This window comes from Pseudomonas sp. GL-B-12, from assembly GCF_019955895.1.
GTDB lineage: Bacteria > Pseudomonadota > Gammaproteobacteria > Pseudomonadales > Pseudomonadaceae > Aquipseudomonas.
The window spans coordinates 108,133-121,765 of sequence record NZ_JAHBCX010000022.1; the positions used below are offsets into that span (position 1 = coordinate 108,133).

The window sequence follows — 13,633 nt, forward strand, 5'->3', positions numbered from 1 at the left end:
TGCCTTCACTCCCGATGGTCGTGGGTCTGGGTGATACGGCCCTGTTCCACGTGGAACAGAGCGACTGGCGTTTCCGTCTGCCAGCCTTCCCTCAATAATTCGTGATCTACACAGGTGATAAATACCTGGCAGCGTAAGTCTTCCAACAAGCGGCAAAGGGCGCGACGGTGTTGCTCGTCCAGTTCGGACGGCAAGTCATCCACCAGATAAATACACTGACCGCGTCGAGCCTGGCTGACCAAGTGCCCTTGGGCAATCCGCAACGCGCAAACCACCAACTTCTGCTGGCCACGGGACAAGATGTCCGCAGCGTTATGCGCGCCCAGTCTGAGCCGCAAATCAGCACGTTGTGGTCCGGCCTGGGTATGCCCCATTTGCTGGTCCCGCTGAAGAGACCCGGCGAGCACAGCACTCAGTTCACGGTCCTTGTCCCAGCCGCGGTAATAGCTGAGCGTCAAGCCTTCAAGCTCAACCAGTTCGCTCAAGGTTTGTTCAAAGACTGGTTTCAAGGCTTTGATATAAGCGCGGCGGTATTCATCAATTTCAGCGCTGGCCTGGCACAGTTCCCTGTCCCAAACCGCTTGCGAAACGGCGTCAAGTGTACCATGCCGCAGCCAAGAGTTTCTCTGGCGCAGGGCCTTCTGCAAGCGTTGCCAGGTTGACATGAAGCGCGGTTCCACGTGGAACACACCCCAGTCGAGAAACTGCCGACGAATCTTCGGCGCACCTTCCAGCAATCGAAAGCTGTCCGGATTGATCAGTTGCAGTGGCAAGATCTCGGCCAGTTGCGCGGCGCTGCGCGCATTCTGCCCATCGATACGGATCTGGAATTCGCCTTGGCGATCCCGAGAAATGCCCAAGGCGCTATGCCCACCCTCCGCCAGTTCAACCTGGCCAAAGACTGTGCACGCCAGTTGTTCGTATTGAATGACCGGCAACAGACGGGTGCTGCGAAATGAACGGGCAAGCCCCAGCAGATGGATGGCTTCCAGAACACTGGTTTTGCCGCTGCCGTTGGCGCCGTAAAGAATATTGATGCGGGGGGAGGGGGAGATGGTCACCGGGTGCAGATTGCGCACCGCGGTGACCGAGACGCGACTTAAGGACATCTAGCTTCTGCTGAGCATGATTACAGACGCATCGGCATGACAACGTAGGCCGAGTCGTCGTTATCCGATTCCTGCACCAGTGCGCTGCTGTTGGAGTCGGACAGGATCAGACGAACCTGCTCGGTGGTCATCACGCCCAGTACGTCGAGCAGGTAGCTCACGTTGAAGCCGATTTCCAGAGAGCCGCCGTTGTATTCAACGCCCACTTCTTCTTCCGCTTCTTCCTGCTCCGGGTTGTTCGCCTGGATCTTCAGCTGACCGCTGGCCAGTTGCAGACGGATACCACGGTACTTCTCGTTGGACAGAATGGCGGTACGGCTGAACGCTTCGCGCAGAGCCTGGCGATCGCCAAGTACCAGCTTGTCGCCGCCTTTAGGCAGAACACGTTCGTAGTCCGGGAATTTGCCGTCGACCAGTTTCGAAGTGAAGGTGAACTCACCGGTGGTGGCGCGGATGTGGTGCTGACCCAGCACGATGCTGACATTGCCGTCCGGCTCGGTGAGCAGGCGCGCCAGTTCGAGGATACCTTTGCGCGGCACGATGACCTGGTGACGATCCGGCTGACCGATATCGGCCTGCATCGAGCACATGGCCAGACGGTGACCGTCGGTAGCCACGGCGCGGATCACGCCAGCGGAAACTTCCAGCAGCATGCCGTTGAGGTAGTAACGCACGTCCTGCTGGGCCATGGCGAAGCTGGTGCGTTCGATCAGACGACGCAGTTTGCTTTGCTCCAGGCTGCAGGTCAGCGAACCCGGGCCTTCTTCCACGGTAGGGAAGTCGTTGGCCGGCAGTGTCGACAGGGTGAAGCGGCTACGGCCGGCCTTGACCACAAGCTTCTGCTCGTCGACCTTGATGTCGATCAGCGCATCGTTCGGCAGGCTTTTGCAGATGTCCATCAACTTGCGCGCCGGCACGGTGATGGAACCCGGATCCGCCGGCTCTTCGAGTTGAACACGACCGACCAGTTCGACTTCCAGGTCGGTACCGGTCAGCGACAATTGCTGGCCTTCGACAACCAGCAGCACGTTGGAAAGTACCGGCAAGGTCTGTCGGCGTTCGACGACGCCTGCGACCAGTTGCAGGGGTTTCAACAGGGCTTCGCGTTGAATGGTGAAATGCATGGTCTAGTCCCTTGCCTTAATAAGCTGCGCTGGTGTTCATCAAGTGGTCAGCGTACGCAGCAGGTTCTTGTAGTCCTCGCGGATGTCCGCGTCGGATTCCTTAAGTTCGTTGATCTTGCGGCACGCGTGCAAGACCGTTGTATGGTCGCGACCGCCAAACACATCGCCGATTTCCGGCAGGCTGTGGTTGGTCAGTTCCTTGGACAACGCCATAGCGACCTGACGCGGACGAGCGACCGAACGCGAACGGCGTTTGGACAGCAAGTCGGAGATCTTGATCTTGTAGTACTCGGCGACAGTGCGCTGAATGTTATCCACAGATACCAGTTTATCCTGCAACGCCAACAAGTCCTTAAGGGATTCGCGAATCAGCTCGATGGTGATATCGCGGCCCATGAAGTGCGAGTGGGCGATCACGCGTTTGAGCGCGCCTTCCAGCTCACGGACGTTGGAGCGAATGCGTTGGGCAATGAAGAACGCAGCGTCGTGAGGCAGCTCGACTTTGGCCTGATCGGCCTTCTTCATCAGGATCGCCACGCGGGTTTCCAGCTCCGGCGGCTCGACCGCTACGGTCAGGCCCCAGCCAAAGCGGGACTTGAGGCGTTCTTCAAGGCCTTCGATTTCCTTCGGGTAGCGGTCACTGGTGAGAATGACCTGCTGGCCACCTTCGAGCAGGGCGTTGAAGGTGTGGAAAAACTCCTCCTGGGAACGCTCCTTGCGGGCGAAGAACTGAATGTCATCGATCAGCAACGCATCCACCGAACGGTAGAAGCGTTTGAACTCGTTGATCGCGTTCAGTTGCAGGGCCTTGACCATATCCGCCACGAAACGCTCGGAATGCAGGTACACCACCTTGGCATTCGGATTCTTCTTTAATAGATGGTTACCCACAGCATGCATCAAGTGGGTTTTACCCAGGCCGACGCCACCATAAAGGAAGAGCGGGTTGTAACCGTGCTTGGGGTTGTCAGCCACCTGCCAGGCGGCGGCGCGCGCCAGCTGGTTGGATTTACCTTCAACGAAATTCTCAAAGGTAAAGGTACGATTCAGGTAACTGGTGTGCTTGAGCGCACCTTCGACCTGCACGGTACGTTGCTCGGCGCGAACCGGGGCCTGTTGCGAACTGGCGCCGGCCATCGGGTCGAAGCTGTCACGAGAAGGTTCTTCCTCGGTGACCTCAGCCACTTTTTGCGTCGCACGTTTGGTCGACGCTGCGGCAGGTGCTGGCGGCGGATTGGCGGGCGCTTGAGCAGCCTGGGCCTGGGAAGCCGCTGCAGCCAGGGGAGCATTGGGCGCGGCACGGGGTGCCGAACTGCGTTTGCTGCCTATTAATAAGGAAAGCGCAGGCGCCATGCCATTGCCGTGTTCATCGAGCAATTCGAGAACACGCCCCAGGTACTTTTCGTTGACCCAGTCCAGAACAAAACGATTGGGCGCATAGACACGCAACTCGTCGCCTTCGGCTTCGACCTGTAGTGGACGGATCCAAGTGTTGAATTGTTGGGCAGGCAGCTCATCGCGCAAAAGCTCCACGCATTGCTGCCAAAGTTCCACTGACACGGATATCCCCTAAGTTGAAAGCCGGTGAGGCAAAAACAAGCGGCCATTGTAGCGACCAGACGCCGACTTATCCACACGAAGGTGGTTCATCGACCAAGAAGAATCGCCCTTTCATACGCAAAAAAGGCGACCAGTGGTCTGTGCATAAGCTCTGTGGATAACCGGGGTTAAGGTCATTGCACAAGTGGGGGCGAAACTCGGTGGATAACCGGCCTGTGGATAAGACAACCTTTCACACACAGGTTATCCGACAGCGCAGCACAGGCTGAACACTGTTTTCCACTGTAGTTGTCATTCTCTGTACATCAGGTAAAACAAGGGCTCAATCTAGTTATCCACAGAAGGATGCGGGCCTAGCTTTTATAAGCTTTACAGAAAAGCTTTAAATACTTTCCTTTCTTATTTTTATATCTACGCAAGGTGCAAACGCCGAAAAGCCTCTGGAGATCTATTTATAAGGAAACGTTGGTTGGAAATTGACCTGAAGGCTTGCTTTCTCTAGAATCCCCGGTCTCTTAAAACGGGGGCCATTCCGGCCCGTTGTGGACGAACCAGGTAACACGACAATGAAACGTACTTTCCAACCAAGCACTATCAAACGCGCTCGTACCCACGGTTTCCGTGCTCGCATGGCTACCAAGAACGGTCGTGCCGTCCTGTCGCGTCGTCGCGCCAAAGGTCGTGCGCGTCTGGCAGTTTGATAATCCGGCACTGGAGGTGAGTCAGGACTTCAGTCGGGAAAAGCGTCTGCTTACCCCCCGGCAATTCAAGGCAGTCTTTGACTCCCCTACCGGCAAGGTTCCGGGGAAAAATCTCCTGCTCCTTGCGCGCAACAACGATCTTGATCACCCCCGTCTCGGGTTGGTTATCGGGAAAAAGAGCGTAAAGCTCTCCGTCGAGCGCAATCGCCTCAAACGTCTGATGCGCGAATCGTTTCGCCTGAACCAGGATTCTCTGGTCGGCTGGGACATAGTTATCGTCGCGCGCAAAGGTTTGGGTGATGTAGAAAACCCCGAATTGATTCAGCATTTCGGCAAACTCTGGAAACGTCTGGCTCGCAGTTCGCCGGTACCAGCAGTCAAAACCGAACCTGTAGGGGTAGACAGTCCGGATGCGTAAACTGGCACTCGTTCCGATCCAGTTTTATCGCTATGCCATTAGTCCCCTGATGGCCGATCACTGTCGTTTCTACCCCAGTTGTTCCTGCTACGCGTTAGAAGCCATCGAAAATCATGGCCTTCTTCGCGGTGGCTGGCTGACCTTTCGTCGTTTAGGTCGCTGTCATCCGTGGAATCCCGGTGGTTATGACCCGGTTCCACCTATCCCTACCTCCCGTTCTTCTTCGATGGCCGAGTAATCATGGATATCAAACGCACGATCCTGATCGTCGCCCTGGCAATCGTGTCCTACGTTATGGTTCTTAAATGGAACCAGGACTATGGCCAGGCTGCCCTGCCGACTCAGAATGTTGCCACCAATACGACTGCATCGGGCCTGCCGGATACGGCATCTGGCTCCAACGCTTCTGCCAGTGACGACATTCCACGTGCTGCAAGCGACACCAGTGCACCTGCCGAAACGCCGGTGGCTGTGAGCAAGGACCTCATCCAGATCAAAACGGATGTACTGGACCTGGCTGTCGACCCACAAGGTGGCGATGTTGCCCAGCTGACGTTACCTAAGTATCCACGTCGCCAGGATCACCCGGAAATTCCGTTCCAGCTGTTCGATAACGGCGGCGAACGTACTTATCTGGCGCAAAGCGGTCTGATCGGCAGCAACGGTCCGGATGCCAATCCGGCCGGTCGTCCGGTTTATTCCTCGGAGAAGAAGGTTTATCAACTGGCTGAAGGTCAGGACCAATTGGTCGTGGACCTGAAGTTCAGCAAGGACGGCGTCAACTACATCAAGCGTTTCACCCTGAAACGCGGCCTGTATGACGTAACCGTTTCCTACCTGATCGACAACCAGAGCGCCCAGCCCTGGACCGGTGCAATGTTCGCCCAGTTGAAGCGCGACGCCAGCGCCGATCCTTCGTCGACCACGGCTACCGGCACCGCGACTTACCTGGGCGCCGCCCTGTGGACAAGTTCGGAGCCGTACAAGAAAGTGTCCATGAAGGACATGGACAAGGCGCCGTTGAAAGAAACCGTCACCGGCGGTTGGGTTGCCTGGTTGCAACACTACTTCGTGACCGCATGGATTCCGGCCAAGGGCGAAAACAACGTCGTCCAGACCCGTAAAGACAGCAAGGGCAACTACATCATCGGCTACACCGGCCCATCGATGAGTGTTGCACCGGGTGCCAAGGCTGAGACCAGTGCTGTTCTGTATGCAGGTCCGAAAAGCCAGGCTGTGCTCAAAGAGTTGTCCCCAGGTCTGGAATTGACGGTCGACTACGGCATTCTGTGGTTCATCGCCCAACCGATCTTCTGGTTGCTGCAACATATCCACGCCATTGTGGGTAACTGGGGCTGGTCGATCATCTTCCTGACCATGCTGATCAAAGGGATATTCTTCCCGCTGTCGGCTGCCAGCTACAAATCCATGGCGCGCATGCGTGCAGTGGCACCGAAACTGGCTGCGCTGAAAGAGCAACATGGCGATGACCGGCAGAAAATGTCGCAATCCATGATGGAGCTGTACAAGAAAGAGAAGATCAATCCGCTGGGTGGTTGCTTGCCAATCCTCGTGCAGATGCCGGTTTTCCTCTCGCTGTACTGGGTTCTGCTGGAAAGCGTCGAGATGCGTCAGGCACCGTTCATGCTGTGGATTACTGACCTGTCGATCAAGGATCCGTTCTTCATTCTGCCGATCATCATGGGTGCAACCATGTTCATCCAGCAGCAGTTGAACCCGACTCCTCCGGATCCGATGCAGGCCAAGGTGATGAAGCTGATGCCAATCATCTTCACCTTCTTCTTCCTGTGGTTCCCGGCTGGTCTGGTGCTGTACTGGGTAGTGAACAACTGCCTGTCGATCGCCCAACAGTGGTACATCACACGTAAGATCGAAGCGGCCGCTAAAGCAGCTGCCTGATTTACACTGTGGATAACCACTCAAAACGCCCCCTAGTGGGGCGTTTTGCTATCTGTCACTTTTGTCTGGATACCGGTTTATGAGCGTTCCTCGCGAAACCATCGCAGCCGTCGCCACCGCTCAAGGTCGCGGCGGTGTAGGCATCGTGCGTATTTCCGGGCCGTTGGCCAGCGTTGCGGCCAAGGCCTTCAGCGGTCGCGAGCTCAAGCCGCGATTTGCTCACTACGGTCCGTTTTTCAGTGAAAACGACGAGGTGCTGGACCAGGGAATTGCCTTGTATTTCCCCGGCCCGAACTCGTTCACTGGCGAAGATGTGCTGGAGCTGCAAGGTCATGGCGGTCCGATCGTTCTGGATATGCTGCTCAAGCGCTGCCTGGAACTGGGTTGCCGTCTCGCCCGACCGGGGGAATTCAGCGAGCGCGCCTTCCTCAACGACAAACTGGACCTCGCCCAGGCCGAAGCCATTGCCGACCTGATTGAAGCCAGTTCCGCCCAGGCTGCGCGAAACGCGTTGCGCTCCCTGCAGGGTGCCTTCTCGTCACGTGTGCATAACCTCACCGAACAACTGATCGGCCTGCGAATCTATGTCGAAGCGGCCATCGATTTTCCTGAGGAGGAAATCGACTTCCTCGCCGATGGCCACGTCTTGAGCATGCTCGACAAGGTGCGCGACGAGTTATCCACCGTCATGCGCGAAGCCGGGCAGGGCGCCTTGCTGCGAGACGGCATGACCGTGGTCATTGCCGGTCGTCCGAATGCCGGTAAATCCAGCCTGCTCAATGCCCTGGCCGGGCGTGAAGCGGCGATCGTGACCGAAATTGCCGGCACCACCCGTGACGTGCTTCGTGAACATATCCACATCGATGGCATGCCGCTGCACGTAGTGGATACCGCCGGTCTGCGCGATACCGATGATCATGTGGAAAAAATCGGCGTCGAGCGTGCTTTGAAAGCCATCGGCGAAGCGGATCGGGTATTGCTGGTGGTCGATGCCACGGCGCCTGAAGCCCTCGATCCTTTCGCACTCTGGCCAGAGTTTCTCGAAATCCGTCCCGATCCTGCGAAAGTCACCCTGATTCGCAACAAGGCCGACCTTACGGGCGAAGCCATTGCCCTGGAGGTCAGCAAGGACGGCCATGTCACCATCAGCCTGAGCGCCAAGTCTGGTGGTGTCGGGCTGGAGCTGCTGCGTGAACACCTCAAGGCCTGCATGGGCTATGAACAAACGTCCGAAAGCAGCTTCAGCGCTCGCCGGCGACACCTTGAGGCGCTACGTCATGCCAGTGCTGCCCTCGAGCATGGCCGCGCGCAATTGACCCTGGCCGGTGCTGGCGAGTTGTTGGCCGAGGATTTGCGCCAGGCTCAGCAGTCGCTGGGTGAAATCACCGGTGCTTTCAGTTCCGATGACCTGCTGGGGCGGATTTTTTCCAGCTTCTGTATCGGTAAGTAGCCCTCCTGTTATTCACAGACAGGCCATCCGTGCCTGTCTGCTCTCTCCTTTTCTGAAAAAAACCTCCAGTGCCGAGCGGACTTCGTCTGCTTGAGCGGAATTCCTGTACCCGAATTTCGAGCAAACGGCATTTTTCTGTGGATTAAGCCCTGTGAATAACCGCAGCTAAGGGCAGTTGATAACAGGACCTGAAAACTGAAGATAACCGCCTCTGTGGATAACCACCCCTTTCATCCACAGGCTTACACCGGTTATCCAAGGGCCTCATTGGCACATGACCACAGGGTTTTGAATCTCTGTACATATTGAAAACAAAGGGCTGTATCAATCTGTCCACAGAAAGGCGTGTGCATAGAAATAAACATAAAAACAAAGATTTAATAAATTTCTTTCTTTTTAATTTCTATAACTCCGACTTTTCCACAGCTGGTTAAATTTTGTGCAAAGGGTTCTTTAGGAAGGGCGAAGTCCCTATACTTGTCGACCAGGTCCAAAAACCTGAGCTCAAACTATTCCTGAATTACCTACTTAAGCAGGCACGAGGTGCGTGGTGGATTTCCCTTCCCGTTTTGAAGTGATCGTCATCGGCGGCGGTCATGCCGGTACCGAGGCAGCACTGGCCTCAGCACGTATGGGGGTTAAAACCCTGTTGCTGACGCATAACGTGGAAACCCTCGGTGCCATGAGTTGCAACCCGGCCATCGGCGGGATCGGCAAAAGCCACCTGGTCAAGGAAATCGACGCCCTTGGCGGTGCGATGGCCATGGCTACCGATAAAGGCGGTATCCAGTTTCGCGTGTTGAACAGCCGCAAAGGCCCGGCCGTGCGAGCAACCCGCGCACAGGCAGACCGGGTTCTGTACAAGGCAGCTGTCCGCGAAATCCTGGAGAACCAGCCGAACCTGTGGATATTTCAACAGGCCGCTGACGACCTGATCGTCGAGCAGGAACAAGTCCGTGGTGTTGTCACGCAAATGGGCCTGCGTTTCCTCGCCGATTCCGTGGTGTTGACCACCGGCACGTTCCTCGGTGGACTTATCCACATCGGGTTGCAGAATTTTTCCGGCGGTCGCGCCGGTGATCCGCCATCGATCGCGCTGGCTCACCGTCTGCGTGAACTGCCATTGCGTGTGGGTCGTTTGAAAACCGGTACTCCGCCACGTATCGACGGCCGGTCTGTGGATTTCTCGGTGATGTCCGAGCAACCGGGTGATACGCCGATCCCGGTGATGTCGTTCATGGGGTCCAAAGAGCAGCATCCGAAGCAAGTCAGCTGCTGGATTACCCACACCAACGCCCGCACCCACGAAATCATTGCCGCGAACCTCGACCGTTCGCCGATGTATTCCGCTGCCGGTGAGATCGAAGGCATCGGCCCGCGTTATTGCCCGTCGATCGAAGACAAGATCCATCGCTTCGCCGACAAGGAAAGCCATCAGGTGTTCATCGAACCGGAAGGTTTGACCACCCATGAGCTGTATCCGAACGGGATATCCACAAGCTTGCCGTTCGACGTGCAATTGCAGATCGTGCAATCGATCCGCGGCATGGAAAACGCGCACATCGTGCGGCCGGGCTACGCGATCGAGTACGACTACTTCGATCCACGCGATTTGAAATACAGCTTGGAAACCAAAGTCATCGGCGGCCTGTTCTTCGCCGGGCAGATCAACGGCACCACCGGTTACGAAGAAGCCGGTGCCCAGGGTTTGCTCGCTGGGACCAACGCTGCATTGCGTGCGCAAGGCAAAGACGCCTGGTGCCCGCGTCGCGACGAGGCCTATATCGGCGTGTTGGTCGACGACCTGATTACCCTCGGTACCCAAGAGCCGTACCGGATGTTCACGTCCCGTGCCGAATATCGCTTGATCCTGCGCGAAGACAACGCCGACCTGCGCTTGACCGAAAAAGGTCGCGAGCTGGGCCTGGTGGATGACGTGCGCTGGGCGGCTTTCTGCAAAAAACGCGAAAGCATCGAACTGGAAGAGCAGCGCCTGAAAAGCACCTGGGTACGCCCGGGCACCGAACAGGGCGATGCCATTGCCGAAAAATTCGGCACGCCACTGACCCACGAATACAACCTGCTCAATCTCTTGAGTCGTCCGGAAATCGACTACGCTGGTCTGATCGCCGTGACCGGTGGGGGGGCAGAAGATCCACAGGTCGCCGAGCAGGTCGAAATCAAGACCAAGTACGCCGGCTACATCGATCGTCAACAGGATGAAATCGCCCGCTTGCGCGCCAGCGAAGACACCAAATTGCCTGTGGATATCGATTACACGAACATTTCCGGTCTCTCCAAGGAGATCCAGAGCAAGCTCGGCGCGACCCGTCCAGAAACCTTGGGCCAGGCCTCGCGTATCCCGGGCGTTACGCCGGCAGCCATTTCGCTGTTGATGATTCATTTGAAAAAACGCGGCGCGGGCCGTCAGTTGGAGCAAAGCGCTTGAGTTCGTTGGTCACTTCGCAACACGCAGAAGAGTTATCCACAGGTGCCCGCCAGCTTGGCGTCACGCTGACAGAAACCCAGCACGCACAACTGCTGGGTTACCTGGCCCTGTTGATCAAATGGAACAAGGCTTACAACCTCACCGCCGTGCGTGATCCGGACGAAATGGTTTCCCGTCACTTGCTCGATAGCCTGAGTGTGATGTCGTTCATCGAAAACGGTCGCTGGCTCGACGTCGGCAGTGGCGGCGGCATGCCTGGCATTCCGCTGGCGATCCTGTTTCCCGAGTCCCAGGTGACCTGCCTGGACAGCAATGGCAAGAAAACCCGCTTCCTGACCCAGGTAAAACTCGAACTCAAACTGGATAACCTGCAAGTTATCCACAGTCGCGTCGAAGCGTTCCAGCCTGCCCAGCCGTTCAACGGGATCATTTCCCGGGCGTTCAGCAGCATGGAGAACTTCAGCAACTGGACTCGCCACCTTGGCGATAGCGAAACACGCTGGCTGGCAATGAAGGGCGTTCATCCGGCCGATGAGCTGGTAGCATTGCCGGAAGACTTCCACCTCGATAGCGAACACGCCCTGGCCGTACCTGGTTGCCAAGGCCAACGCCATCTGCTGATACTGCGCCGCACGGCATGATTGGGAACACAAGCAAGAATGGCTAAGGTATTCGCGATTGCGAACCAAAAAGGTGGCGTGGGCAAAACCACCACCTGCATCAACCTCGCAGCATCCCTGGTCGCGACCAAGCGCCGGGTGCTGTTGATCGATCTTGATCCACAGGGCAACGCCACCATGGGTAGCGGTGTGGATAAACATGGCCTGGAAAACTCGGTCTACGACCTGTTGATCGGAGAATGTGATCTGGCCCAGGCCATGCACTTCTCCGAACACGGTGGTTACCAGTTGTTGCCGGCCAACCGCGACCTCACCGCGGCCGAAGTGGTTCTGCTGGAAATGCAGATGAAGGAAAGCCGTTTGCGCAGTGCGCTGGCGCCAATCCGGGAAAACTACGATTACATTTTGATCGATTGCCCGCCGTCGCTGTCGATGCTGACCTTGAACGCACTGGTTGCCGCCGACGGGGTCATTATCCCCATGCAGTGCGAGTACTTCGCACTCGAAGGCTTGAGCGATCTTGTGGATAACATCAAGCGTATCGCGGAACTGCTGAACCCGAACCTCAAGGTCGAAGGCCTGCTGCGTACGATGTACGACCCGCGCCTGAGCCTGATGAACGATGTCTCGGCGCAGCTCAAGGAACACTTCGGCGAGCAGCTCTACGACACCGTCATTCCGCGCAACATCCGACTGGCCGAAGCGCCAAGCTACGGCATGCCGGCGCTGGCGTACGACAAAGCATCGCGAGGCGCCGTTGCCTACCTGGCATTGGCGGGCGAAATGGTTCGTCGTCAACGCAAAAACTCACGCATCGCCGCTGCTCAGGCAACTTAAGGAATCCCCATGGCCGTCAAGAAACGAGGTCTCGGACGTGGACTGGATGCTCTGTTGAGTGGTCCGACTGTCAGCTCGCTGGAAGATCAAGCGGCGCAAGCCGATCAGCGTGAGCTGCAGCACCTTCCCCTGGATCTGCTCCAGCGCGGCAAGTACCAGCCGCGTCGTGACATGGATCCGCAAGCGCTCGAAGAGTTGGCGCAGTCGATCAAGGCCCAGGGCGTCATGCAGCCCATCGTGGTTCGCCCGATCGGCAGCGGCCGTTTTGAAATCATTGCCGGCGAACGCCGCTGGCGCGCCAGCCAGCAAGCCGGGAAGGAAACCATCCCGGCGATGGTTCGCGATGTACCCGATGAAACCGCCATTGCCATTGCGCTGATCGAGAACATCCAGCGCGAAGACCTGAACCCGATTGAAGAAGCGGTGGCCTTGCAGCGTTTGCAGCAGGAGTTCCAGCTGACCCAGCAACAGGTGGCGGAAGCTGTGGGCAAGTCCCGGGTGACCGTGGCCAACCTGTTGCGCCTGATTTCCTTGCCGGAAGTCATCAAGACCATGTTGTCCCACGGCGACCTGGAAATGGGTCATGCCCGTGCTTTGCTTGGTTTGCCGGAAATTCAACAGGTTGAAGGGGCGCGACACGTTGTCGCACGCGGACTGACCGTGCGCCAGACTGAGGCACTGGTTCGCCAGTGGTTGAGTGGCAAACCGGAGCCTGTTGAACCGGCAAAACCGGACCCGGATATCGCCCGTCTCGAACAGCGCCTGGCCGAGCGCCTAGGCTCTGCGGTGCAGATTCGCCACAGTAAGAAGGGTAAAGGGCAGTTGGTGATTGGTTACAACTCCCTGGATGAGCTTCAAGGCGTACTCGCACATATCCGCTGAAACATTTCCACATGTAGCGCGCAGACGGAAATCACTACCTGACAGTTGAATAGGGGCAGAACCGCCCCTATACTCTGCGCGCATTTTGTCGGCACAAATTATGCCAAGTTATTGAATTTCGGCAGCCGACCATTGGAGAGCAAACGTGATGGAAACCCGCACGCCAAACCGCCTGCCGTTCCATCGCCTGGCAGTTTTTCCGGTGTTAATGGCTCAATTTGTCGTTCTGCTCATTGCCGCTTTGGCGCTCTGGCAACGGTATGGAGTCGTTGCCGGGTACTCGGGACTTTGCGGAGGCCTGATAGCCTTGCTGCCCAATGTGTATTTCGCTCACAGGGCATTTCGGTTTTCCGGCGCCCGGGCAGCTCAAGCCATCGTCCGGTCTTTTTATGCCGGCGAGGCGGGCAAACTGATTTTGACGGCAGTGCTGTTTGCACTGACGTTTGCAGGTGTGAAGCCGTTGGCGCCGCTGGCTGTATTCGGCGTCTTCGTGCTGACCCAACTGGTCAGCTGGTTCGCACCCCTGCTTATGAAAACAAGACTTTCGAGACCTTAGGGCGTTT

13 protein-coding genes are annotated in these 13,633 nt (G+C 57.0%); 10 read left to right on the top strand and 3 right to left on the bottom strand.

Translation table 11 applies throughout. The annotated features are described in order from the left end of the window. Positions 1-5: 5 nt before the first annotated feature. Genes recF through dnaA form a run of 3 tightly spaced genes read right to left on the bottom strand, consistent with a single transcriptional unit; the run spans position 6 to position 3,793 of the window. Positions 6-1,109, bottom strand: coding sequence for a DNA replication/repair protein RecF (gene recF / locus KGA85_RS13215; protein ID WP_223455162.1), 1,104 nt, complete (start codon positions 1,107-1,109; stop codon positions 6-8). A gap of 20 nt (positions 1,110-1,129) precedes the next feature. Beyond that, positions 1,130-2,233: a DNA polymerase III subunit beta gene (gene dnaN / locus KGA85_RS13220; protein WP_007969885.1), complete on the bottom strand. Its 1,104-nt coding sequence runs from the start codon at positions 2,231-2,233 to the stop codon at positions 1,130-1,132. Between the two features lie 39 nt (positions 2,234-2,272). Continuing rightward, the gene (dnaA, locus tag KGA85_RS13225; protein ID WP_223531984.1) at positions 2,273-3,793 is read right to left on the bottom strand and encodes a chromosomal replication initiator protein DnaA; all 1,521 of its coding nucleotides are present in this window, start codon (positions 3,791-3,793) and stop codon (positions 2,273-2,275) included. A gap of 566 nt (positions 3,794-4,359) precedes the next feature. Here dnaA and rpmH point away from each other — a divergent pair. The 10 genes from rpmH (at position 4,360) to KGA85_RS13275 (ending at position 13,626) form a co-directional block, all read left to right on the top strand. Then, the gene (rpmH, locus tag KGA85_RS13230; protein ID WP_003213577.1) at positions 4,360-4,494 is read left to right on the top strand and encodes a 50S ribosomal protein L34; all 135 of its coding nucleotides are present in this window, start codon (positions 4,360-4,362) and stop codon (positions 4,492-4,494) included. 16 nt (positions 4,495-4,510) lie between these two features. Next, positions 4,511-4,912, top strand: coding sequence for a ribonuclease P protein component (gene rnpA / locus KGA85_RS13235; protein ID WP_223455496.1), 402 nt, complete (start codon positions 4,511-4,513; stop codon positions 4,910-4,912). Beyond that, the gene (yidD, locus tag KGA85_RS13240) at positions 4,905-5,150 is read left to right on the top strand and encodes a membrane protein insertion efficiency factor YidD (RefSeq protein WP_010565858.1); all 246 of its coding nucleotides are present in this window, start codon (positions 4,905-4,907) and stop codon (positions 5,148-5,150) included. The genes rnpA and yidD overlap by 8 nt, the downstream gene beginning before the upstream one ends. Positions 5,151-5,152: 2 nt before the next feature. Beyond that, positions 5,153-6,832: a membrane protein insertase YidC gene (yidC, locus tag KGA85_RS13245; protein ID WP_223455164.1), complete on the top strand. Its 1,680-nt coding sequence runs from the start codon at positions 5,153-5,155 to the stop codon at positions 6,830-6,832. Between the two features lie 79 nt (positions 6,833-6,911). Next, positions 6,912-8,282 (top strand): tRNA uridine-5-carboxymethylaminomethyl(34) synthesis GTPase MnmE, encoded by a 1,371-nt coding sequence (gene mnmE, locus KGA85_RS13250; RefSeq protein WP_223455166.1) that lies wholly within the window; start codon positions 6,912-6,914, stop codon positions 8,280-8,282. A gap of 550 nt (positions 8,283-8,832) precedes the next feature. After that, on the top strand, positions 8,833-10,731 hold the full coding sequence (gene mnmG / locus KGA85_RS13255; protein ID WP_223443616.1) for a tRNA uridine-5-carboxymethylaminomethyl(34) synthesis enzyme MnmG: 1,899 nt from the start codon (positions 8,833-8,835) through the stop codon (positions 10,729-10,731). Next, on the top strand, positions 10,728-11,372 hold the full coding sequence (gene rsmG / locus KGA85_RS13260; RefSeq protein ID WP_223455168.1) for a 16S rRNA (guanine(527)-N(7))-methyltransferase RsmG: 645 nt from the start codon (positions 10,728-10,730) through the stop codon (positions 11,370-11,372). Before mnmG ends, rsmG begins: the two co-directional genes overlap by 4 nt. Positions 11,373-11,390: 18 nt before the next feature. After that, complete coding sequence (locus KGA85_RS13265; protein ID WP_007969897.1) at positions 11,391-12,188, top strand: ParA family protein; 798 nt, start codon at positions 11,391-11,393, stop codon at positions 12,186-12,188. 9 nt (positions 12,189-12,197) lie between these two features. Beyond that, a complete protein-coding gene (locus KGA85_RS13270) occupies positions 12,198-13,070 on the top strand; it encodes a ParB/RepB/Spo0J family partition protein (RefSeq protein WP_223455170.1) in 873 nt (290 codons plus the stop codon). 148 nt (positions 13,071-13,218) lie between these two features. After that, positions 13,219-13,626, top strand: coding sequence for a F0F1 ATP synthase subunit I (locus KGA85_RS13275; protein WP_108230976.1), 408 nt, complete (start codon positions 13,219-13,221; stop codon positions 13,624-13,626). Positions 13,627-13,633 lie beyond the last annotated feature (7 nt).